The following is a 24,108-nucleotide window of genomic DNA, read 5'->3' as shown; positions in this document are numbered from 1 at the left end:
ATCTTCTTAATTCGACACAAATGTGAGAAGTACTGCTATGAAATTGAATAATGCACAAAAGACAATGTAACGTAACTTTCAATCCTCTTTTTTTTAAAATAATTCAAGCATAAATTTCTCACAAACGACAAAAATTAACAGAAACAATTGCACTTTAAAAGAGGTGGAAATTATGACAGAGCAAAAAGAACAACAAGAGAGTAAAAAACAAAAGCATATGTTTCCATCACTTCCGGAGAACATTAATTACATTGAAAATAAATTATCTCATTCTGATGATATAAAAAAATTAGATCTCCCTTTTCAAAACGGAAAAGGAACAATCTTATATATCGAATCTTTAGCAGATCCAAATCTAATTCATCAGTTAGCCCTTGAGCCTTTATTGACACGGTCAGACCTAGCTTTAGATAAAGCTTTTTCTACATTAAATATGAAAAAAGAAACGAATTTAAATTATGGTGTGCAGCTTTTATTACAAGGTAAAACTTTATATTTTCATGAACATGTCGAAAGCTTTTGCATTTTTGAAACGGCTCTATCTTTAAAAAGAGATATAACAGAGCCTGATAATGAAGGCATTGTACGTGGACCACATACTGGTTTTGTAGAAGATTTAGCAACCAATTTAGCTTCCATTCGTAAACTCATAAAAAGTCCAAATATCGTCGTTAAATATTTCACACTTGGTGAAGAAATGCATACGAAAGTGGCAATTGCTTATATGCAAAACATAGCGAATGACGATTTAGTTACAGAAGTAAAAAGAAGGTTAGAAACGATTAAGACAGATGCACTTATGCCTCCAGGATATATACAAGAATTTATAGAGGATACGTCTTTCTCACCATTTCCGCAGCAATTAAATACAGAGCGTCCAGATAGGACCGCTGCAAATTTAATGGAAGGACGAGTTGCTATTTTATCTGATGGAGATCCCACAGCGCTTATCGTTCCTGTTACGTTATTTGCTTTCTATCAATCACCAGACGATTATAATAACCGCTGGATTGTTGGTTCTTTCGTCCGAATGATTCGCTTAGTGAGTTTCTTGATTGCTTTTCTCTTACCAGCTATATATATCGCAACCGTAGCCTTTCATCCTGATGTATTGCCGCTCGAACTTGTGTATACAATTAAAGCTTCATTAGAGAAAGTACCACTTCCTCCTATTTTTGAAGCTCTCTTAATGGAATTGATTTTCGAATTATTACGGGAAGCTGGCATTCGCTTGCCAAGCCGAGTTGGACAAACAATCGGTATTGTAGGTGGTTTAGTAATTGGTGATGCAATTGTAAAAGCTGGACTCGTTTCTTACACAATGATTATCGTTGTAGCTTTAACTGCCATCTCATCTTTTCTCGTTCCATCAAACGATATGAGTTCAGCAGTTCGAATTCTTCGTTTTCCATTAATGATTCTTGCTGCTATATTCGGATACGTCGGAATATCATTCGGTCTAATTATAACTTTCGTTCATTTATGTCAATTACATTCATTTCATACGCCATATCTTTCTCCTGTTGCCCCGATGCGGATAAAAGATATGAAAGATTCTTTCATAAGACTTCCAATTTGGTCGTTTTGGGAACGACCACATGATCCAAAACCGAAAAAAATGCAACGACAACATGTAACGAGAGAGGATGAGGACGGTGACAAACACGCAAAGTAAAATTTCGCTCGTTCAATTTACCTTTTTCGTTATTCAATGCCAAATCGGAGTTGGTATCCTTTCTCTACCTAACCGTCTTCACCCAATAGCAAAAGGAGGTGGATGGATTTCCGCTCTCGTCGCTGGGCTTGCAATTCAACTTATTATTTTACTTATGTGGCTTTTCTTAAAGCGATTTCCTGATGCAGATATGTATGAAAGCGTTTGTATGCTATTTGGTAATAAGTTTGGAAAACTATTAGGTTTTGCTTATGTTTTTTATTTTACGCTTATTGGTATGACGGTTATGTTGAATGCTTGTAATGTCATTAAAGTATGGATATTACAAGCTACTCCTTGGTCTGCCATTCTCATGCTATTTACAATAGCTTGCTGCTATGTAGCCTATAATACATTTAAAGTAATTGTAAGATTTTATGTCATGGCTTCTATTCTCATTTTGCCCATGGCTCTTTTAATTGCACTAGGGTTTTCACGAGCTGATTTTTCTTATATTTTTCCAATTACAGAAGCCGGATGGTGGAATATTATTCAAGCATCTAGGGAAACCATTACAGCTATGTATGGTTTTGAAATTATTCTTATCGCTTTCCCAAAAGTAAACGGGAGTTCTGTGGCAAAACTAAAGGCAATTTCTATCGCTAATGGATTTGTAACCCTTTTTTATACTTTCACTGTTTGGATTTGCTTTATCGTATTTAGTCCAAAACAAATTGAACTTATTCCAGAACCAGTTGCTTACTTATTACGCTCCTTGCATATCGGGATTATAGACCGTACTGATTTACTATTCATACCAATATGGATGATAACAGTTGTGGCTTCTATTGCTAGTTATTATTGTGCTGCTTCAATCGGAATTGGACATATATTCAATCTTGCTAATCATAAAAAAGCTGTTCCAATCGTTGGTATTATTGCCTTTAGTGTAGCCTTATTTATCGATACACCGGAAGAATTAAAAGTAATTGCAACTTTCACTGATAAGTTCACGTATATTTTTATTGTTGTCCTCCCTCTTTTATTTCTACTTTATTCTGTGATACGAAATAAGAAAGGAGAGCAGTATGTTCACAAGAAAAGTTAAATTACTTTCTATATTATGTGCTAGTTCCCTCCTTTCTGGCTGTTGGGATCAAGAACCATTAAGGGAAGCAAGGTTAGCTTATAGTATTGGATCTGATATTACGAAAGAGAATAAACTCCAGCAAACAATCGAGCTCGTAAAAAGTTCAAGCGGAGAGCAATCTTCATTCGAAAATGAAATACATTCAGCAACGGGGCATAACATAAGGGATACAAGCGATGCCCTAAAAAAAAATGTTACTGGGAATATTCGCTATTTTAAATATGGTGTTCAATTACTAGGAACCAAAATTCTAAAAAAAGGGATACTACCCTATTTAGATGTCAGCTTTCGGGACCCAACAAATCCAACTGCTTTAGTAAAACTTATTGCAGTAGATGGTGAAACATCCGAGATACTAGAAAAAAAGAAAGTAGGAAATTTACTAATTGGAGATTTTCTAAAGAAAAAAGTGAAAAGCTTAGAAGATATGAGTGTATTTCCAAAAGAAACTTTAGAAACAGCTGCTACAAAAATGTTAGATCCCGGTAAAGACTTTACCCTCCCTTCTATAAAAGTAAAAGGAAAAGAAGTAATTACAAACGGTCTAGCTTTATTTAACAATGATAAATTAACTGGGCATTTACCTTTGAAACAATCTGTTTTATTCGTATTATTAACCGGAAAAATGGGAACAAGTGCCCGTATAACCCAAAAGCTTACTAGCGGTGAATCAGAGAAAACATCTGATTATTTAACAATGGAAATTAGCAATCGAAAGTTAAAACGAGACTTAAAAATAACAACAGATAAAAAAGGAAATGTTTATGCTCACATTAAGCTCCAACTAAAAGTTATAGCGCTTGAAGCTCCGAGAGATAATCTTTACAAAATGGATGAAAGAAAAAAACTAAATAAAGAATTGTCTAAACAACTTACGAAAGAAGCTAAAAAGATAACGAAAAAGTTACAAAAAGCAAACTGTGATGCTTTCGGTATCGGCAGACACCTTATCGCCTATCACCCTGACTTATGGAAGAAGAAAAATTGGAATAAAGATTATGCAAAAGTAAAATTCAAACCTGAGGTAGAGGTAAACATTTTGTACAGTGGTGTCCTAAAATAAAAGGTTGTATGCCCATGCGGCATACAACCTTTTATTTCGTATATCGATACACAATTGATTCATATGGTCTTAAGTTAAGTTTTGCAATATCCTTGCTGACATCTTTATAATTCGACAGTAGTACTTCTTGTTTCATTCCTTCTAATTGAACGTGCGCTGGTACAGAGTACGTTATTTCTTCTCCATAGAAGTTATTTATAACAAGTAGTACTTCACTTTCTGTAGTACGAGTATATGCCCAAATTTTAGGATCATTTTTATCCAAAATAGCATATTCTCCTTCTGTAATTACATCATATGTTTTTCTAAGTTCTATTAACTTTTTATAATGATAAAATACGGACTCTTTATCTTCTAATGCCTTCTCTACGTTTATTTCTTTAAAGTTTTCAGCCGCTGAAATCCAAGGTGTACTTGTTGTAAAGCCACTGTTCACCTCTTCATTCCAGTGCATTGGAGTACGGGAGTTGTCACGAGATTTTTGCTTTAAAATCCCTATAATCTCTTCTTTTGATAGCCCTTCTTTTAGCTTTATATCGTATATATTTAACGATTCCACATCACGATATTGCTCGATGGACTCAAATTTAGGATTCGTCATACCGATTTCTTCCCCTTGATAAATGTAAGGTGTTCCTTGCAACATATGCATAACTGTCGCTAACATTTTAGCAGATTCGTTTCGGTACTTCCCGTCATCACCAAATCGTGAGACGATACGGGGCTGATCATGATTACACCAAAATAATGCATTCCATCCTCCGCCCTTTTGCATTTCAATTTGCCAGTTAGACATAATTTCTTTTAATTTAATGAAATCAAAATCTGCTTTCGTCCACTTATCACCATTCGGATAATCTACTTTTAAATGATGGAAACTAAACGTCATGCTTAATTCATTGCGCTCAGGATTAGAATATTTAATACAATTATCAATTGTCGTAGATGACATTTCTCCAACTGTAATTACATCTTTTCCTGCAAAAACATTTCGGTTCATCTCTTGTAAATATTCATGAACACGCGGACCATCTGTATAATACTTGCGTCCATCACTTGTCGCAGTACTACCTTCATCGTTTAAGAAGCATTGGTCTTTTGAAATTAAGTTAATGACATCTAATCGGAATCCTGTTACTCCTTTATCCAGCCAAAAACGCATCATATCATATACTTCTTCACGAAGTTTTTCATTTTCCCAATTTAAATCAGCTTGTGTTTCATCAAATAAATGTAAATAATATTGCTTCGTCTTCTCATCATATTTCCAAGCAGATCCACCAAACTTAGACTGCCAATTATTTTTTTCATCACGCCAAATATAGTAATTACGATATGGACTATTTTTATCTTCCTTCGCTTCTTTAAACCACTTATGTTCAGTCGAACTATGATTTACAACAATATCAAGCATAATCTCAATGTTACGTACTTTCGCTTCTGCTAAAAGTTCTTCAAACTCTTCCATCGTTCCGTAAGATGGATCAATGCTGTAGTAATCACTTACATCATATCCATTATCATTTTGTGGTGATTGGTATATCGGTGTTAACCATATATAATCCACTCCGAGTTCTTTTAAATAATCTAGTTTCTCTGTAACACCTTTTATATCCCCGGTTTCTCTATTGTAATAACTATTAAAGCTCTTCGGATAAATTTGATAGACTACACTTTTATGCCAATCCTTCATGTTTAACTTCCTCCTACTTCTGTTTGACTCTTTTTGCAAATAACCATGTTAAAGTAAATGGGATTACAACTGCAATAATCATTCCTACAATAAACATTGGAATCGATTTCGGAATGATAGAAATAAATGCTGGCAATCCGCCAATTCCGATAGCAGGTGCTAATACACCATTTAATGTAATGAATATCGCTGCCACAGCAGACCCTATAATCGCTGCATAGAACGGGAATTTATTTCGTAAATTCACACCAAACATCGCTGGTTCTGTAATACCGAAGTATGCTGAAATGGCTGATGTTGATGCCATACTTTTATCATTTTGATTTTTAGAAATCCAGAACATCGCAAGTGCCGCACTACCTTGCGCAATGTTAGAAAGAGCGATCATCGGCCAAATAAATGTCCCGCCATGTTGTGCAATCAATTGTAAATCAATTGCAATAAACATATGATGCATACCTGTAATTACGAGCGGTGCATATAACGCTCCAAATAATACTGCTCCAACTACTGGTACTGTTTCATATACACCTACTAATCCTACTGTTAATAAATCTCCAATATGACGTGTAACCGGACCGATAATTCCTAGTGCTAACACACCTGTCACAACGATTGTTGTAATTGGTACAACTAATAATTGAATTGCATTTGGTACATGTTTCTTTAAGAAAATTTCCACTTTACTTAATACAAATGCTGCTACTAAAACAGGTAAAATTTGTCCTTGATATCCTACCTTCTCAATTTGGAATAGTCCTAAAATATTGAAGTACTCAATCTTTTGACCCTCTAAACCAGTCGCTGCTTTTCCATAGTCCCAAGCGTTTAATAAGGCCGGGTGCACAAGCATTAATCCCATAACAATCCCTAGTATTGGACTACCACCAAAACGCTTCGTTGCTGACCAACCGACAAGTGCTGGTAAGAATACGAATGCTGTATTGGCCATCATATTAATTAAATCCCAAAGCCCGCCTAAGTTCGGATAAACATCTAATAAATTTTTCCCATCAAAAAATAAGTCCTTTGCGCCTAATAGATTGTTAATACCCATTAGTAAACCAGCTGTTACGATCGCTGGTAATATCGGCATAAATACATCCGAAAATATTTTTACAAACTTTTGAGCTGGATTTAACTTCTGATTTCCAGAGTCTTTTACGTCAGCTACAGTTGATTCTTTCATACCTGCAAGCGTTATCAATTCAGCGTAAACACGATCTACATCCCCTGGACCAATTACAACTTGAAATATACCAGCGTTATGAAACGCTCCTTTCACTAATGAAACAGACTGTAATTTATCATTATCTATTTTACTTTCATCTTTTAAAGCGATACGGAGCCTCGTCACACAATGTGCAGCTTGTTCAATATTGTCTTTCCCACCAATATACTGCAACACTTCCTCTGCTGTTTTACGATAGTCTTTCCCCATATTCCCGTCCCTCTTTTCTTTTTTTGATACCGTTTACAATTACATATTAACTCGTATATATAAGTTAGTCAACACTCGTATATACGAGTTTGTGTTTTTTTATAAAAAAAAAGAGATGAAACAATATGTTGTTCCACCTCTTTACTTCCTGCGTGCCACATCCGAAAAGTGAAAAATATCTAAACGGTGGCGTGATTCTGTATATTCAAACTGACTTCCATCATACAAATGTGTAAAGTTTTTCACAACGACAACATAGTCTGTTCCATTTAAATCTAAATACTTTCTGTCATCCTCTGTACATGGCTGTACTTCTATTACCCTCTGCGAATAACTAATATGTAGCCCAAGCTCTTTCTCGATGTATTTATAAATCGATGCAGTTGCAATTTCTTTCGTTAATCCTGGAATAAACTCAGATACAAAATGATTTATATCTAAAATTACTTTTTCTCCATCAATATTTCGTACACGTTTAATATGGTCAATCTCTGTTTTTTCTTTTACATTTAATAATTTCGCAATTTCTTTTGTGGCTTTTTCTTTGTCCATTTCCACAACTTCCGTAATACAATGACGCCCTAAACGTTCATTTTCTTCTTGGAAACTTACAATACCACCAAAATTAAATTCAATATTTTTTCGCTTTAAAACAAAAACCCCTTTTCCATGAATTTTTTGCACATATCCACGCTCTTGCAGTAAATCTACAGCTTTTCTTACCGTGCCTCGGCTTGCCTCATACTGCTTCATTAATTCTGTTTCTGATGGGATTTTGCATCCCTCTTTTAATTGTTTATTATCAATAGATTTACTGATTTCTGTATAAATTTGTTCATACTTACTCATCATCTACAATAGCCCCTTGTCACCTTCTAATTCTATATGTATTATAACATGCTTCACTCTTCTGCCAATCTCTCACTTATTTTCCAATACAAGAAAAATATAGGTAAATATTTAATCTTTAAAACGTATTTTTATAAAAATTTTTATATTTTTCTTTTCATTCAAAAAAACATGTAGTATACTAACTTCAAAATCAGAGGAGAAAGGGAGCAAAGAACTATGCTTACTTATACAACAACTGTAGTTACATTTGCACAAAAACATCATCATCATACGTAACCCTTGAAACCTAGCGGAAAAATTACGCGTAGGTACAAGGGTTATTCCCGTTGTACCTACGCTTTGGCGAAAGAGCCATGTAGGTATTTTTTTATCTACATGGCTCTTTTTTTATTGTCAAAAAGCTAGTAAAAAATGATGTTTAAGCAAAACTTACTACAAAGGAGTTAACAAAAATGGAAACGAAAAAATGGGGATTATGGGTTTTAACAGCATTTGTTATCGGGAATATGGTTGGCGGTGGCGTATTTATGCTTCCAGCAAATTTAGCACAAGTATCAGGTCCGATGGGTTCTACACTCGCATGGAGTATTACAGGACTTGGCGTATTTATGATTGCACTTGTATTTGGAAATTTAGCGATTCGGAAACCAGAATTAAAAGCTGGACCACAAAGCTATGCTCAAGCTATGTTTCCTTCAAAAAAAGCTGGTAAAGTTGCAGGATATAGTATGGCATGGGGATATTGGGCTGCTAACTGGGCTGCAACAGCATCTGTAATTATTTCCTTTGCTGGATATTTATCAACATTCTTTCCAGTTTTACAAAGTAAGCAAATTCTTTTTTCAATAAATGGATTTTCACTGGAACTCGGAAAAGGATTAACTTTCCTCGTATGTAGCCTTATGCTGTGGGGAATTCAATATATTCTTTCTCAAAATATTGATCGAGCTGGAAACATGAATCTACTTGCTACCATTGCAAAAATTATCGGATTTACAATGTTTATCGTAATTACATTATTCATTTTCAATGCCTCTAATTTCGGAGACGGTCAAACCTTTATGAATGAAGCAGGACAATCCATCTCGTTAGGTGGACAAATCAATTCAGCTGCTATTGCAACACTCTGGGCATTTATCGGTATTGAATCAGCAGTTATGCTTTCTAATCGTGCAAAATCACAGCGCGATGTAAAAAAAGCTACGATTTTCGGATTAATTATCGCTCTTCTTATTTACATGTCAATTACTTTACTTACAATGGGAGCTCTTCCGCAAGATGCTTTAAAAGAGTCTCAAAAACCTTTAGTAGACGCATTAAATTTAGCAATTGGAAATAAAGGTGCATATATAATGGCTTTACTCGCTCTTATATCTTTATTTGGATCTACAGTTGGCTGGATTGTTGTTAGTTCAGAAGTACCTTACCAGGCAGCAAAGAATGGACTTTTCCCTAAGTTTTTCGGGAAAACAAATAAAAAAGGTAGTCCTTCAAAATCATTATTGATTACAAATGTAATGACGCAAATCTTCTTATTTTCAACGATTTCTGGTACTGTTTCAGAAGCGTATAGTTTCGCTATCGTCGTAGCAACATTAGCCTATTTAATTCCATACCTTGTTTCTACTCTGTACCAATTCAAACTGGTTATTACAGGAGAAACGTATGATATAATGCCTGGTTCTCGAATAAAGGACGGAATCATCACTACATTAGCATTTGTATACTCAATTTGGGTTATCAAAACAGGCACTGCTGACTTAAAAACGTTCTTCTTAGGAATTGGATTGTTCGTATTAGGTCTTATTCTTTATCCTGTACTAATGAAAGACTCACAAAAAACGGATTAAATAAAGAGAAGCTACTGGCTTCTCTTTTTTATTAGAAATCTGTAATTAACTTTTCTTTTAGCTCTCCTACAGATAAAGGTTTCGCATAATAAAATCCCTGTACATAATCACAGCTCATTGATTGTAATAAACTCTCTTGTTCTACTGTTTCTACCCCTTCAGCAACTACTGCTAAATTTAAACTATGAGCAATTTCAATAACGGATTTTACAATCGTTCGTTCTGGTTGTGCGTGATCATAATGAAATTCACGAATAAAATTACGATCAATTTTTACAATATCCAGTGGTAGTTGTTTTAAATAATATAAGGAAGAATAGCCAGTTCCGAAATCATCCAAAGCAATTAAAACACCCATATTTCTTAATTCTTGTAATGTAGCAATAATATAATCAAAATGGCGGACTGCAATGCTTTCTGTTATTTCTAATATTAAACGGTTCGGAGGAAAGCCAGTTCTCTTTAAAATGCTACGTACTGACAAAATAAAACGTTTCTGCATTAATTGTTGTATAGATAAATTCACAGATAACTTTAGTCCTTCTTGATAATTTGGCAATGTTTTAAACAAGCGACATGATTTTTCTAATACCCAGTCTCCTAGTTTTATAATAAGTCCAGACTCTTCAGCTACAGGGATAAATTCGCTTGGTGAAATAGGTCCGTCTTCTGTCATACAACGTACTAGAGCTTCTATACCAGAATATCTCTTCGTTTTCAAATCAATAATAGGCTGCAATGCTACATCTAACTCTTCATCACGAATTGCCTTTTGCAAAGCAAACTCAACTTTCATTCTACGATTTATTTTCGCGCGTAGCTCATCTGTAAAGAAACATGCAGCGTTTCTCCCCTGTTCTTTTGCACTATACATAGCTAAGTCAGAGTTTTTCAATAACGTTTCCACATCTTGTCCGTCTTGTGGATAAGAACAAAGTCCTAGACTAGCTGAAATGTATACTTCATGGCCTTCCAGTATAAATGGTGCCTGAAAACATGACAACACAGATGTCGCTAACTGACTCATATCATCTTGTCTATGATTTTTTGTTAACAGCACAAATTCGTCGCCACCTAGCCTAGCCAGAACATCTTTCTCTCCTAGTACATAATGCAACCTTGAAGCAACTTCGCTTAAAAGTAAATCCCCTATCATATGACCTAATGTATCATTTACTAATTTAAAACGGTCCAAATCAAAGTAAATCATACCAAATTCTTTTTTATCTGCAATCAATTTATTAACGGTCGTTATTAATTGTAAACGGTTAGGCAAACTCGTTAAAGCATCATGATAGGCAAGCTCCCTATAACGACTTTCACTTAGCAGCAATCTATGTTCCGCTTCTTTTCTACTACTAATATCATTTCGAATTGCGATAAACTGGTATGGCTCTCCTTTTTCATTTAAAAATGGAACAATTGTTGTTTTGACCCAATAATATGTACCATCTTTTGCTCGATTCCGAATCTCACCTGTCCATACTTTCCCATTCAAAATACGTTTCCATAAGTCTTGAAAAAAGGTTTTTGGATGATGTCCTGAATTTAAAATACGGTGATCTTTTCCAATTAATTCTTCTCTTTTGTATTTAGAGATTTCACAAAATTTATCATTTACATATGTAATAAGACCTTTTCGATCTGTAATTGCAACAATTGAAGACTCATCTAATGCTAACTTTAAATCTCGCAATGAAGAGTCATATAATGCATGACCTCTCTGTTCTAGCATGCGCATCTCTCCTTGCTTCTATCTGACTAAAACACAACCTGTTTCTCTTCATAGAAATAGAGATATTTCATTTTCTAATACTAGCCCATTACATAAATTATCTTTTTAAATAGACCGATTAAAATAACATAATATTATTTGTAATAAAAAGCAATATTATACCGTTCCAATTATAACTAGTAGCTTCTCATCTCCCTAATTATTTCGCGCCTTATTATACTGCAATCCCTTTAAGTGGCTCTATGCAAGCCTTGTTTCCAACTAATACCACTCACATCTGATCTCTTTGTTTTTAATAACGAAATAGAAATTAGAACATACTACATAACTATTCACGAATAATAATATAAAACTCTACATCAATGTATATGTTTCTGAATTACAATAACAAAATATTAACATATTTTCACCTTAATTTTGGAAGTATTTTATAAATAAATACCGTATTAAACTAAAAAAGAGGGTAGCCTCTTTTTTAGTTTAATACGAATATGGTATTTGCTGATAACCTGGGTATGGCATTGGATACGTTACAGGGTATGGTGATGGATAAGCTACTGGATATGGAGCCGGATAATATCCTCCACTTGTTGCACCTGTTAATGCACCCGCTGTCAGTCCGCCTAACACTCCTCCTGCAAAGCTTCCAGGGAAAAATCCGCCTCCCCATGAACTACCACCACCCCAGCCCCATCCGCCTCCGTGATGATGATGGTGATCATAGTGATTGTGTCCTCCATGGTGATGATGTCCGCCGTTATGATTGTGTCCTCCATGATGATTCCGATAGTACAATCCATTATTTTCTATATAATTCATGTTTCTCCGCTCCTTTTCGATTTTTTCATTTTCATATGCGTTAAGAGTGAGATAAAAAATGGGATAGTACACTGTATGTAGGACAAATGCGGAAAGTATAGGTGAAATGTCTATATTTTGTAAAAAAAGCAAAACACCTTATAATAAAGATGTCATATTACATCTTCTATTTAAGAAGTCTATATTGAAAAAAGATTAGGGGAATTATATAGAAATGAAGAAGCCTATCGTTCAATTACTATTAATATTTACAATTGTATCTATCGTTCTGTTCCTATTAAATACATCGTATATCTCGTTATATACATTTGTCGGTGCTCTATGGTCCATCACAATCGTAGGAATTTCATTCGTTATTTTTATAGAAAATAGATCTCCACAAAGTACATTAGCATGGTTTTTAGTATTAGCACTTCTTCCTATTATAGGTGTGCTTTTATACGCTATTTTCGGACGCAGCCGCTGGAGAAGAAAAAAACATCTCCATCGTTCAGAAGAACAAAGAAAATTATTCCGTGAAATATTAGAAGGAAGAAGACTAGAGTTATTACTCACAGTCCCACTAAATGAACGTTCCTTACATTTAACAGAAGTCATACAAAAATTTGGAGGCGGTCCTGCCGCAGATAAAACAACTACAAAACTTTTAACAAACGGAGATCAAACATTTTCAGAAATTTTGCGAGCTATAGAGCAGGCAAAACATCATATACATATTCAATACTACATTTATAAATCTGATGAAATTGGTACAAAAGTTCGAGATGCTTTAATACAAAAAGCAAAAGATGGTGTTATTGTACGCTTCCTTTATGATGGCCTTGGAAGTAACACGCTAAGAAGACGATTTTTACAACCTATGAAAGAAGCTGGGATTGAAATTGTAGAATTTGACCCTATTTTTTCAGCTTGGTTACTTGAAACTGTCAATTATCGTAACCATCGAAAAATTGTTATTGTAGATGGAGAAATTGGTTTTACCGGAGGACTCAATGTCGGTGATGAATATCTTGGCCGTTCAAAGAAATTTCCTGTTTGGCGTGATAGTCATTTAAAAATAGAAGGAAAAGCATTATATAAATTACAAGCAATCTTTCTAGAAGACTGGCTCTATGCCTCTAGTGGTTTAAATACTTATTCCTGGGATCAATTCATGAATAGACAATACTTCCCAGGTAAAGAGATTTCAAATGCAGAAGGCGCTGTTCAAATCGTAGCCAGCGGACCAAGCTCCGATGATAAAAGTATTCGTAATACATTATTAGCTGTTATGGGCTCTGCAAAAAAATCCATTTGGATTGCTACACCCTACTTTATTCCAGATCAAGAAACTTTAACATTATTACGCTTAAGTGCAATTGCCGGAATAGATGTACGGATTTTATATCCAGGTAAAAGTGATAGCATCATTAGTGATCAAGCATCTCAATCCTATTTCACTCCGCTTTTAAAAGCTGGTGCTTCTATTTACAGTTATAAAGATGGTTTTATGCATGCAAAAATTGTACTCGTTGATGATACAATTGCAACTATTGGAACAGCAAACATGGATGTACGTAGCTTTGAATTGAATTACGAAATTATTAGCGTACTTTATGAATCAAAAACAGTTCACGATATTAAACGTGATTTTGAAGAAGACTTTAAACATTCAACTGAAATTAAATGGAACTCTTTCCAAAAAAGAAGTATAAAAAAACGCATATTGGAGTCTTTCATGAGGCTCATTTCTCCTTTACTGTAAGCAATCAACTTCATCTTGATTGCTTTTTCTTTTCCCTTTATCCTCCTTCCTTTTCTTTGCATACCATATTAAAACAAGTTATCATAAGATGTATTACTTTATGAAAATAATGTTAGGTGGGAAATACATGTTAGAACAATTTCATATACATTCTGATTTAAAACAACAGCTTTCTACGATTCATGAAAAGAATAAACAAGAAGCTGGTGAAAATGCACATTTAATCGGAACGAAAATATATAAAGCGTCTGATAATAGCATTATTGAAGATGCGATTACAGCACTTCTTCTTGGCAAGAACATTCTATTAAAAGGACCGACTGGTAGTGGTAAAACAGTACTAGCGGAAACTCTTTCTTCTTTATTCCAAAAACCAATGCATAGCATTAACTGCTCTGTCGACTTAGATGTAGAAGGTATTTTAGGATACAACACACTACAAACGAAAGATGGTGCATCTGAAGTTTCATTCGTTAACGGTCCTCTTATGAAAGCAATGAAGAACGGTCACTTCCTATATATTGACGAAATCAATATGGCAAAACCTGAAACTTTACCGCTACTTCACGGCGCATTAGATTACCGTAAAATGATCACAAACCCATTTACACAAGAGGTTGTATACGGTGATGACGAATACCGTGTAATTGCTGCGATTAACGAAGGTTACGTTGGAACAAGTGAACTAAATGAAGCATTAAAAAACCGTTTCGTTATTATTGAAGTTCCTTACATTCAAGGTGACACATTAAAAGAACTATTATTAGCAGAATCAAAATTAAATGATGTTGCAACAATTGAAAAGTTTGTTGCATTTGCAAGCGACCTTATGCCTTTAGCTCGCGATGGACGTGTAAGTGAAGAAGCAGCAAGTATTCGTGGTATTATCGACGCATGTGATTTAGGTGTATATATTCCTGTTACGCGAGCGATTGAACGAAGCATAATTGCAAAACTTAATGATGAAACAGAACAAATGACTGTCCGTGAATTAGCAGAAAGTTATTTCTTTGAGGGATAATTTATGAGACAAATTTTTAGTGACAAAAAAATTGATGCGTCGCTGTTTCTACAAATGGAAAATTTAATGTATGCCCTTCTAAAAGAAGACGATGCCTATCTTGAATATGGCTATAAAGCATACTACGACGAAATTGAAAAGAAAGTTGTCATTAGTCACTTTTGGGATGATCGAAAAGAAGAAGATACAGTAATCGGATTAAAAAGCGAAGTGTTCTTAAAAGCACTTGGTAATAAACATTACTCGGACATGACTTTAATTCGTTCGTATGCGATTGAATTGCAAGAATCGCCCCTAAAAAAGTTTTTAACACAATTATTTGTTCTATTAGAAGATTTACGCGTTGAGGAAATCGTAAAGAACTTACGTCCTGGCACGAAACATATTTTTAAACGCCGAAAAGAAATGTACCGCAATTATTTCGGCTCTCAAAATGAAATAAACCGCGTTCGTAATTATCACGGTGATCGTCTATTTTGCCTATGCTATCTTTCATTAACGAGCGATAAATATGAAATGTTTAATAATGAATATTTTGAGCAAATTGAAGCGATTTTACATGAAACATTCCAAGCACGTAATACAGAAGATATTATGTATATCGTTGAGAAAATTCGCTATCGCTTAGAGGCGCTTCTTGAAAGTGATATGCTTAACAACTATTTCGGACATGCTCCACTTTACTTATCTGTCCTTGCAGACGAAAAGAACTGTCGCGTCGAAGATTTAGCAAATGATGATACGCAGCTTATAGACGACGATGAAAATAAAAACAAAATGGATGAAAGTTTCTCCACATGGCATCGTGAAAATAAAAATAACGAAAACGAGAACTTTTTACGCTTTGAATTAGAAAGCGGAACAAAAACAAACATGATGGGCGATACTGCTCGTGAATCAGAAGATGGCGACCAAGCACTTGGTTCTGTACAAGGTACTTCTCAAAAAAGTACACAATCCAACTTTGATGGCGCTGATACAGAAGAAGCAAGGGCTTCACACGCTTCTAGCCATCACGACGGTGCATACGGTAAGTATAATGTAGGTGCTTCTCATACATTTAAAGAAGCTCGCAAAGCAAATATCGATGAGAAAAAAGATTACCAAGCTATCAAATCAGTCGTCAATAAAGATGTAAAAGAATTAAAGAAAATTATCGAAAAAACGATTGAAAATAAAACGAATGCGAATAGTGATAAATATTACGGAAGACTTCGTAAGAAATTCCTTCGTATTTATACCGAAAAACAACCGCGTATGTTTTATAAAAAAGGACAAGAGTCACAAGAACTCGATGTTGCATTCCAACTGTTAGTTGACTGTTCTGGTTCTATGTATAATAAAATGGAAGAAACGAAGAAGAGTGTTGTACTATTCCATGAAGCTTTAAAGTCTTTAAAAATCCCGCACGCTATTAGCGGATTTTGGGAAGATGCCTCTAGCGCTAAACCTGAAGATAAGCCGAACGTTATCCATGAAGTTGTAAATTATAAAAACTCAACGTTACCAAACGTTGGTCCAGAAATTATGCAACTTCGTGAAGAAGAAGATAACCGCGACGGATATATTATTCGTATCGTTTCTGAAAAGCTTGCCAAAAGACCTGAGAAACATAAATTCTTACTAGTCTTCACAGACGGTGAGCCTTCTGCGTTAGACTATCAACAAGACGGAATTTTAGATACGCATGAAGCTGTTAAACTCGCGCGTAAAAGTGGTATGGAAGTAATCGGTATCTTCATCGAAGAAGGCGAAGCGAAAGAAGCAACTTATCAATTGATGAAAAACATTTATAACCATCACTTCTTAGTTGCAAATCACGCTGAAGATTTACGATTGAAGATTAAACCATTACTGAAAAAATTATTACTGAAGACGATTGAATAGAAAATAGGAGCCTTGTGGCTCCTGTTTTTTCGTTCAATTACTTTGTTTCTGGTTGAAACTTGTATGGAATGGCTACTTCTAACAAAGATTCAAATCCTCCGTCATAGTATGGGAAGCGCTCATTCGCAATTGTTCGATCCACCCACTCTATTGCAGAAATTTCACCTTCATCTTCCGCAATAAGTTCACCTTTTACTACATTCGCTCGGAATGTAAAAAATAGTGCATGATTCCCTGATTCTTCAAAGAATTTTTCATTAATCGCAACAAGTCCACCTAACGCAGCAGTTAAACCTGTCTCTTCTTTCACTTCTCTTATTAGTGCTTCCTCTAATATTTCACCTTTTTCCACAGCCCCGCCTGGCAATGACCAAACGTTTTGTTCTGCATTATGTACCATTAATATTTTATCTGTTTCTTCGTCATGTATTAGTGCATATACGACATCAACTCTTTGCATGTTGCATTTCCCCTTCAATTAACTCATCCATTATAAATAAGGAGTGCAACTGCAATCCATCTTCTAATAAGTTATCTCTTCCTTCTTTTGTTCGTTCAATCACACCTAGAACATGATTAACTTTCGCACCTAGTTCTCTTAAATCTTTCGTGCTTAATAATATTTGACCGCCTGTCGTAATGACATCTTCAACAACACAAACATTTTTCCCAGCAATATCAACACCCTCTGCCAACTTACATGTGCCGTACTTCTTCGCTTCTTTTCTTACAAATACGACTGGTATACCTGTTTGTAAAGATAATGCCGTTGCTACTGGAATTCCTCCCATCTCTAAACCAGCGAGTGCTTCTGTATCAGGAGGAATGAGCTCTTTCAACTGTTTAGTAATTTCTAATAACAGTACTGGATTAGATTCAAATAAGTACTTATCAAAGTATTGATTTGATACTTGTCCTGATCGAAGTTTAAATGTTCCCGTTAAACGTGACGTATTGTAAATTTCCTTTGCTAACTCCCATTTCTCCATTCCTTGTCTCCCCTTTACACACAAATTAACTCATTCTATCACATTTATAATTATTTGCATATTCCCAAAATACAAATAAAAAGAGTCGATTCCTAAGAATCGACCCTTCCTATTAATTCATCACTAACTCAGCTGCAAGCTTTTTTTTTAACTTAGCCAGCATGTCAGTTGTCATTTTGTCTAAATCGTATTCTGCTTTGAAGCCCCACTCTTTCATTGCTGCTGTTGCATCAATAGAGTTTGGCCAGCTATCAGCGATTGTTTGACGAGCTGGATCTACTGCATAATCCATTGTAAACGTCGGAATGTGTTTACGAATTGACGCTGCAATTTGCTCTGGCTCGAAGCTCATTGCTGTAATGTTAAATGCATTTCTATGCACTAGCTTACTTGGATCAGCTTCCATTAATGAAATGATCGCTTGTAAAGCATCAGGCATATACATCATGTCCATGTACGTTCCTTCAGCAATGTATGAGGTGTATGCACCTTTTTTAATCGCCTCATAATAAATTTCAACTGCATAATCAGTTGTTCCGCCTCCTGGAGGAGCTAGGTAAGAAATTAAACCTGGGAAACGGACACCGCGCGTATCTACACCAAACTTTTGATAATAATAATCACATAGTAATTCTCCTGCTACTTTGTTTACCCCATACATCGTAGTAGGACGCTGAATTGTATCTTGCGGTGTATTATCTTTTGGCGTCGATGGACCGAATGCACCGATAGAACTTGGCGTGAAGAACTTACAGTTTAATTCACGAGCTGCTTCTAGAGCATTTACAAGTCCACCCATATTTAGGTTCCATGCAAATAACGGATTTTTTTCTGCTGTTGCTGAAAGTAAAGCTGCTAAATGAATAATTGTATCTACTTCATTACGCTTTGCGATATCATGTAGTTTTTGTCCATCTGTTACATCTAACGTTTCAAATGGACCAGACGTTACTACTTCACTACCTGTTTCACGAATATCTGTTGCAATAACATTTGATGCGCCGTATACATCACGAAGTTTCATTACTAGTTCAGAACCAATTTGCCCTAAAGAACCGGTTACTAGAATTTTTTTCATTTTCCCCACTCCTCATTTGCAAGCTATTCAAAAGATGTCGTTACTTAAATGATGCCCATTTCTTTCCCTACTTTTTCATACTTACGAATTGCTTCATCTAACATTTCTTTCGTATGAGCTGCTGTAGGCATATTACGAACACGACCTGTTCCTTTTGCTACAGTTGGGAACACGATAGATTTTGCGTATACGCCTTCTTCATTTAGACGTTTACTAAATTCTTGTGTTAATACTTCGTCCCCAATAATACAAGGTGTAATTGGCGTTTCACTTTCCCCAATGTTAAAGCCAAGTTCTTTTAACCCTTGTTTTAAATAGCGACCATTTTCCCATAGACGATCATGTAACTCTGTGCTTTCCATTAAGATTTCAATTGATCTCATGCAAGCTGCCGCATCAGCTGGTGTTAATGCTGTAGAGAATAAGAATGGACGTGAACGAACTTTTAACCAGTCAATTAAGTTTTGCTTCCCTGCTACATATCCACCAATTACCCCAATTGCTTTTGATAATGTACCAATTTGGAAATCAACTTTATCAGAAAGACCGAAGTGCTTTACAGTTCCTGCACCTTTTCCAAGTACACCTGAACCGTGTGCATCATCTACGTATGTCATTAAATCTAACTCTTCTGCAATCTCAACAATTTCTGGTAGTTTTGCAACATCTCCATCCATTGAGAAAACACCGTCTGTAATTACCATTAATTTATTATAAAGACCTGATTCTTTCGCCGCGATTGCTTTTTGGCGTAAATCTTCCATATCAGAATGTTTATAAACAATAATTTTTGCTTTTGATAGACGACTACCGTCAATAATAGATGCATGATTTAATTCGTCTGAAAGAATCGCATCATTTTTATCCATAACAGCTGAAATCGCTGCCATATTACAGTTAAATCCTGATTGATAAGCAATTGCTGCTTCTGTATGTTTAAACTTTGCAATTGTTTCTTCTAACTTAATATGCAAATCTAAAGTACCGTTAATTGTACGAACAGCCCCTGCTCCAACACCGTACTTATGAATAGCACCAATTGCTGCTTCTTGCAAACGGCTATCTGTTGCTAATCCAAGATAGTTGTTTGAAGATAAGTTAATATATTCTTTTCCGCCAATTGTAATGATTGGTCCATTTGAACTCTCAAGCGGATCAATTACGTTATAAAGCCCCTTTGATTTTAAATCCTCTAAATTTTCTTCTAAAAATTTCGCAAGTGTTTTACTAGACATCGTGAAGCCTCCCATCGTTCATGTAAGCGGATTATTGTCTTAATAGTTCTAATAATCCCTCTACTAGCTTAACACGTTTTCAGAATTTATTATAGAAAAATAGTTTAAAGTAACCGCTTACATTTTTAGATTATATATGATTCATTACAATAAATCTATCATTTACTTTTCATATTTGATAGAATTAAAAAAATATTTTGGGAGGTTTCAAACATGGCATTTACAGAATCTGATGTATACAATAACACAGCATTTTTCGAACAATATATGAAACGAAGATACCGAGAAAATAGCCCAAATGAATCCATTGAAAAACCAGTATTCTTTCAGCTCATTGGTCATGTGCAAGGAAAACAAATTCTCGATTTAGGCTGTGGTGATGCTAAGTTTGGTGCGGAATTATTAGAAAAGGGATGCTACTCTTACACCGGCATTGAAGGCTCCGAGCTTATGTATGGAAAAGCTAAAAAACAACTAGAAAATAAAAATGGATCTGTTCATTTTTTAAACCTCAAAGATTATACCTATCCCTCTTCCACTTTTGATTTAGTAACCTCTAGACTCGCCTTACATTATATTGAACATCTTGATATCATTTTTCAAAATGTGTTTCAAACTTTAAAAACAAATGGCACCTTTACCTTTAGCGTTCAACATCCCGTTATTACTTCTTCATTTGAAAGCTTACAAACAAGTGGTAAAAGAACGAGTTGGCTCGTCGATGATTATTTTAAACTAGGCAAACGGGTTGAACCATGGATTGACCAAGAAGTTATTAAATATCATCGTACAACGGAAGAGTATTTCACATTATTACAGCAAGCTGGATTTACCATTACATCATTAAAAGAAGCTACACCAAATCCAACCTATTTTCAAGATGAAGAAGAGTATAAACGTCGCTTACGTATTCCTCTCTTCCTCTTATTTTCTTGTACCAAATAAAAAAACGATGACTCACTCATCGTTTTTTTATCTCATTGCCTGAGCAACTTCTTTAACTACACGTCTTCCTCTTCCGTGAGGGATACAAAGCGGTGTTCCAAACAACGGATCCGTACTAATTTGACACTCCATTCGGAATACATCACGTACTAGTTTCTCATCTACCACTTCTTCAGGTTTACCTTGTGCATATATTTGTTTATCTTGAATTGCTACAATGTTATCTGCATAGCGGCATGCTAAATTCAGATCATGTAATACCATAACAATTGTTCTTTGTTCTGTTTCATTTAATTCGAATAATAAATCTAGCACTTCAATTTGGTGAGTCATATCTAAGTATGTAGTTGGCTCATCCAGTAAAATGATATCTGTATCTTGTGCAAGTGTCATTGCGATCCAAGCACGTTGACGCTGCCCACCTGAAAGAGCATGCACATCACGCTCAGCAAATTCTGTCATACCTGTTGCTGCAAGTGCCTTCTGTACCATTTCCTCGTCTTTTTCTGACCATTGCTTCAGCCATGTTTGATATGGATAGCGTCCTTGCTTTACAAGTTGTAATACTGTAAGTCCTTCTGGTGCTTGTGGTCCTTGCGGTAAAATCGCCATTTGACGAGCAATTTGCTTCGTTTGCATACTTTGAATTGCTTGATTATCTAACAAAATATCACCATTTGTTGGCTTTAATAATCTGGCTAGTGAACGTAATAAAGTTGATTTCCCGCAACCGTTAGAACCGATAAAAATTGTAATTTCTCCTTTTGGAATTTCTAAGTTCAGCTCATCAATAATAATTGTTTCACCATAAGACAACGTCAAGCGTTTCGTCTCCAATGCTTTTTGCATATTCATCTCCCTTTATGAATTCCGACTTTTATAAAGTAAATAAATGAAATAAGGTGCACCAATTGCTGATGTAAATACCCCTGCTGGAATTTCAAGTGGTGTGAAAATTGTACGCCCTATTAAATCTGCAGCAAGTACTAGAATTGCACCGACAATAGCTGCAACTGGGAGTAATGCACCGTATAAAGAACCAACTAATCTTCGTGAAATATGAGGTGCCATTAAACCGACAAATCCAATCCCTCCGGCAAAAGCTACCGCACCACCAATTAAAGCTGTACTAAGTAATAACATAAATACACGCGACTTCGTTAAAGGAACCCCAAGTCCTACCGCTATATCATCCCCTAGCTCTTGTGCATTTAAATGCCTAGCTGCGATAAATGATATTACTGTTAAAATGAGAACCCAAGGCGCAAGTACCATAACATTTTGCCAAGAAGAGCCGTAAACGGTACCCGTAATCCATACATTCGCTTGGCTCGCTTGATAAATTGGTGCTAGCAACATAAATAATGTTGTCGCCGCCTTCGTTAATGCCCAAAATCCAACACCAATTAAAACGAGACTAATTGGTGATAATCCATCATTTTGCCATGCAAATAAGTATACAAAAACCGCTACAATCGTTGCTCCTGCAAAAGCTGCGAGCGGCATATAATGAATACTTACCGTTAGTGCATTATTTTTATCACTAAATAACGCTAAAAATAATACAACTGCGACACTTGCCCCGCCCGTAATCCCGATGATATCAGGAGAAGCAAGCGGATTTCGAACGAGCCCTTGTAAAATACAGCCCGCTACCGCAAGCGCAATTCCTACGAGGATAGCAATTAAAATACGTGGCATACGAAACTTATTTACAACCATATTTGACATTGCATCGCCATTTCCGGTAATTGCTTGCCATACGTCATAAGGAGCAATTTTCATGTCTCCCATACCTGCGCTCGCAAAGAATAATCCTATTAAAACAACTAGTAAACTTAACAAGACGAGACAAGCTCGTTTATACATTAAAAACGAGAGCTCGCCTTTTCCTATACGAAACGGAATATATTTCTTCATTTGCTAAGCCCTCTCTTACGTGCAATATAAATAAAGAACGGTGCTCCAATAAATGCTGTCATAACTCCTACTGGTACTTCTTGTGGCATAATGACATATCTTGCTGCTATATCAGCCAATATTAGTAGTATTGCACCTAACAATCCGCTATAAGGCACTCTCCATCTGTGGTCAACTCCAACAAGAAATCTAGCAAAATGCGGAGTAATAATTCCAATAAATCCAATTGGGCCAGCAACCGCAACTGAACCACCAGACAATAGTACAATAATAAGTAACACGAATGATTTCATTAAAATTGTTCGTTGTCCAAGTCCTTTCGCGACGTCTTCTCCCATCATCAATGTATTTACTTTCCCTGCCATCATAAGAGATGCAATCCATCCTATTAATAAATATGGGAATACAGATTGTAAAATTTCTAACTTTCTCCCTTGCACAGATCCAGCAAGCCAAAATAATACCTCTTCAAGTGCTTTTTCATTTAACACAAGTAATCCTTGTGTTAATGATGAAAATAACGCACTAATTGCGACCCCTGCTAACGTTAACTTAAGAGGAGTAGTCCCTTCTTTTCCTAAAGAACTAGAAGCAAATACAAGTACAGCTGCAACCGCAGCTCCTAAAAAGGCAATCCATGTGAAAGCTGATAATGATGTTACTGAAAAGATTACAATTGCTACAACTATGAAGAACGCAGCACCTGAATTTAATCCAATAAAATCTGGAGAAGCAAGTGGATTCTTAGTTAAAGTTTGCATAAGACAACCCGCGATGGCTAAACTAGCACCAACACTTGCTGCTATAAGTGCCCTTGGAAGGCGCACATTTTGAATAATAATATGTTCATTAGAACCATTAAAATGGAAAAAAGCATCTAGCGCTAATTTCCAGCTCGTATTTGTATATCCGAAAATAATACTTCCCCAAATACAAATAACGACTGCAATGATTCCAACAAATAATCCAATCCATTTTGCTTGATTTGTTTTTAATAACATGCAGCGTTTCCCCTTCAATGTATAATGATAC

At 35.5% G+C, this 24,108-nt stretch carries 20 protein-coding genes; 8 read left to right on the top strand and 12 right to left on the bottom strand.

What is annotated here, in order from left to right:
• Nucleotides 1-172 precede the first annotated feature (172 nt).
• The 3 genes from gerKA to gerKC are packed head-to-tail and all read left to right on the top strand — an operon-like array spanning nt 173 to nt 3,867.
• Nucleotides 173-1,675, top strand: a complete 1,503-nt coding sequence (gerKA, locus tag ACO6VI_RS14935) for a spore germination protein GerKA (RefSeq protein ID WP_161520026.1) — start codon at nt 173-175, stop codon at nt 1,673-1,675.
• Nucleotides 1,656-2,762, top strand: coding sequence for a GerAB/ArcD/ProY family transporter (locus ACO6VI_RS14930; protein WP_161520025.1), 1,107 nt, complete (start codon nt 1,656-1,658; stop codon nt 2,760-2,762). The genes gerKA and ACO6VI_RS14930 overlap by 20 nt, the downstream gene beginning before the upstream one ends.
• A complete protein-coding gene (gerKC, locus tag ACO6VI_RS14925; protein WP_161520024.1) occupies nt 2,743-3,867 on the top strand; it encodes a spore germination protein GerKC in 1,125 nt (374 codons plus the stop codon). Before ACO6VI_RS14930 ends, gerKC begins: the two co-directional genes overlap by 20 nt.
• 31 nt (nt 3,868-3,898) lie before the next feature.
• Here the strand turns inward: gerKC and treC are convergent, their stop codons facing one another.
• The 3 genes from treC to treR all read right to left on the bottom strand — a co-directional run bounded on the left by treC (nt 3,899) and on the right by treR (nt 7,853).
• Complete coding sequence (treC, locus tag ACO6VI_RS14920) at nt 3,899-5,560, bottom strand: alpha,alpha-phosphotrehalase (protein WP_161520023.1); 1,662 nt, start codon at nt 5,558-5,560, stop codon at nt 3,899-3,901.
• Between the two features lie 13 nt (nt 5,561-5,573).
• Nucleotides 5,574-7,001 (bottom strand): PTS system trehalose-specific EIIBC component, encoded by a 1,428-nt coding sequence (gene treP / locus ACO6VI_RS14915; protein ID WP_000513942.1) that lies wholly within the window; start codon nt 6,999-7,001, stop codon nt 5,574-5,576.
• Between the two features lie 141 nt (nt 7,002-7,142).
• Nucleotides 7,143-7,853: a trehalose operon repressor gene (treR, locus tag ACO6VI_RS14910; RefSeq protein ID WP_000987242.1), complete on the bottom strand. Its 711-nt coding sequence runs from the start codon at nt 7,851-7,853 to the stop codon at nt 7,143-7,145.
• 452 nt (nt 7,854-8,305) lie between these two features.
• Between treR and ACO6VI_RS14905 the strand changes: the two genes are divergently transcribed.
• Nucleotides 8,306-9,703 (top strand): amino acid permease, encoded by a 1,398-nt coding sequence (locus tag ACO6VI_RS14905; RefSeq protein ID WP_000448446.1) that lies wholly within the window; start codon nt 8,306-8,308, stop codon nt 9,701-9,703.
• 31 nt (nt 9,704-9,734) lie between these two features.
• Here the strand turns inward: ACO6VI_RS14905 and ACO6VI_RS14900 are convergent, their stop codons facing one another.
• Together ACO6VI_RS14900 and ACO6VI_RS14895 are read right to left on the bottom strand one after the other, a co-directional pair.
• Entirely contained in the window at nt 9,735-11,438 is a 1,704-nt protein-coding gene (locus ACO6VI_RS14900; RefSeq protein ID WP_161520022.1) for a putative bifunctional diguanylate cyclase/phosphodiesterase, read from the bottom strand.
• Nucleotides 11,439-11,918: 480 nt separating this feature from the next.
• Nucleotides 11,919-12,257: a hypothetical protein gene (locus ACO6VI_RS14895; RefSeq protein ID WP_001106382.1), complete on the bottom strand. Its 339-nt coding sequence runs from the start codon at nt 12,255-12,257 to the stop codon at nt 11,919-11,921.
• Between the two features lie 214 nt (nt 12,258-12,471).
• Between ACO6VI_RS14895 and ACO6VI_RS14890 the strand changes: the two genes are divergently transcribed.
• From ACO6VI_RS14890 to ACO6VI_RS14880, 3 genes are all read left to right on the top strand, one after another.
• The gene (locus tag ACO6VI_RS14890) at nt 12,472-14,001 is read left to right on the top strand and encodes a cardiolipin synthase (protein WP_023521037.1); all 1,530 of its coding nucleotides are present in this window, start codon (nt 12,472-12,474) and stop codon (nt 13,999-14,001) included.
• 127 nt (nt 14,002-14,128) lie between these two features.
• Nucleotides 14,129-15,022: an ATP-binding protein gene (locus ACO6VI_RS14885; protein ID WP_161520021.1), complete on the top strand. Its 894-nt coding sequence runs from the start codon at nt 14,129-14,131 to the stop codon at nt 15,020-15,022.
• Between the two features lie 3 nt (nt 15,023-15,025).
• Nucleotides 15,026-16,909 carry a vWA domain-containing protein gene (locus tag ACO6VI_RS14880; protein ID WP_161520020.1) on the top strand — a complete coding sequence of 628 codons (1,884 nt, stop codon included), beginning with the start codon at nt 15,026-15,028 and terminating at the stop codon, nt 16,907-16,909.
• 37 nt (nt 16,910-16,946) lie between these two features.
• On the opposite strand, the gene ACO6VI_RS14875 is transcribed toward ACO6VI_RS14880, so the two are convergent.
• From ACO6VI_RS14875 to ACO6VI_RS14860, 4 genes are all read right to left on the bottom strand, one after another.
• Complete coding sequence (locus ACO6VI_RS14875) at nt 16,947-17,369, bottom strand: NUDIX hydrolase (RefSeq protein WP_089170404.1); 423 nt, start codon at nt 17,367-17,369, stop codon at nt 16,947-16,949.
• A complete protein-coding gene (pyrE, locus tag ACO6VI_RS14870) occupies nt 17,356-17,898 on the bottom strand; it encodes an orotate phosphoribosyltransferase (RefSeq protein WP_120460265.1) in 543 nt (180 codons plus the stop codon). The genes ACO6VI_RS14875 and pyrE overlap by 14 nt, the downstream gene beginning before the upstream one ends.
• Before the next feature lie 112 nt (nt 17,899-18,010).
• On the bottom strand, nt 18,011-18,976 hold the full coding sequence (locus ACO6VI_RS14865) for an L-threonine 3-dehydrogenase (protein ID WP_422423563.1): 966 nt from the start codon (nt 18,974-18,976) through the stop codon (nt 18,011-18,013).
• A 44-nt stretch (nt 18,977-19,020) separates the two neighbouring features.
• Nucleotides 19,021-20,211, bottom strand: a complete 1,191-nt coding sequence (locus ACO6VI_RS14860) for a glycine C-acetyltransferase (protein ID WP_000095906.1) — start codon at nt 20,209-20,211, stop codon at nt 19,021-19,023.
• Nucleotides 20,212-20,424: 213 nt separating this feature from the next.
• On the opposite strand from ACO6VI_RS14860, the gene ACO6VI_RS14855 reads away from it, so the two are divergent.
• Nucleotides 20,425-21,156: a class I SAM-dependent DNA methyltransferase gene (locus tag ACO6VI_RS14855; RefSeq protein WP_000885974.1), complete on the top strand. Its 732-nt coding sequence runs from the start codon at nt 20,425-20,427 to the stop codon at nt 21,154-21,156.
• 27 nt (nt 21,157-21,183) lie between these two features.
• Here ACO6VI_RS14855 and ACO6VI_RS14850 read toward each other — a convergent pair whose 3' ends face one another.
• The 3 genes from ACO6VI_RS14850 to ACO6VI_RS14840 are packed head-to-tail and all read right to left on the bottom strand — an operon-like array spanning nt 21,184 to nt 24,077.
• Entirely contained in the window at nt 21,184-22,005 is an 822-nt protein-coding gene (locus tag ACO6VI_RS14850; RefSeq protein ID WP_001167953.1) for an ABC transporter ATP-binding protein, read from the bottom strand.
• A 12-nt stretch (nt 22,006-22,017) separates the two neighbouring features.
• Nucleotides 22,018-23,076, bottom strand: a complete 1,059-nt coding sequence (locus ACO6VI_RS14845; RefSeq protein WP_000760059.1) for a FecCD family ABC transporter permease — start codon at nt 23,074-23,076, stop codon at nt 22,018-22,020.
• Nucleotides 23,073-24,077, bottom strand: coding sequence for a FecCD family ABC transporter permease (locus ACO6VI_RS14840; protein WP_000925211.1), 1,005 nt, complete (start codon nt 24,075-24,077; stop codon nt 23,073-23,075). Before ACO6VI_RS14840 ends, ACO6VI_RS14845 begins: the two co-directional genes overlap by 4 nt.
• Nucleotides 24,078-24,108: the final 31 nt, after the last annotated feature.

Origin of the sequence: Bacillus sp. PSXD-155 (assembly GCF_049310765.1) — a bacterium.
Lineage (GTDB): Bacteria > Bacillota > Bacilli > Bacillales > Bacillaceae_G > Bacillus_A > Bacillus_A cereus.
This window is presented reverse-complemented; position numbering and strand designations above follow the sequence as displayed.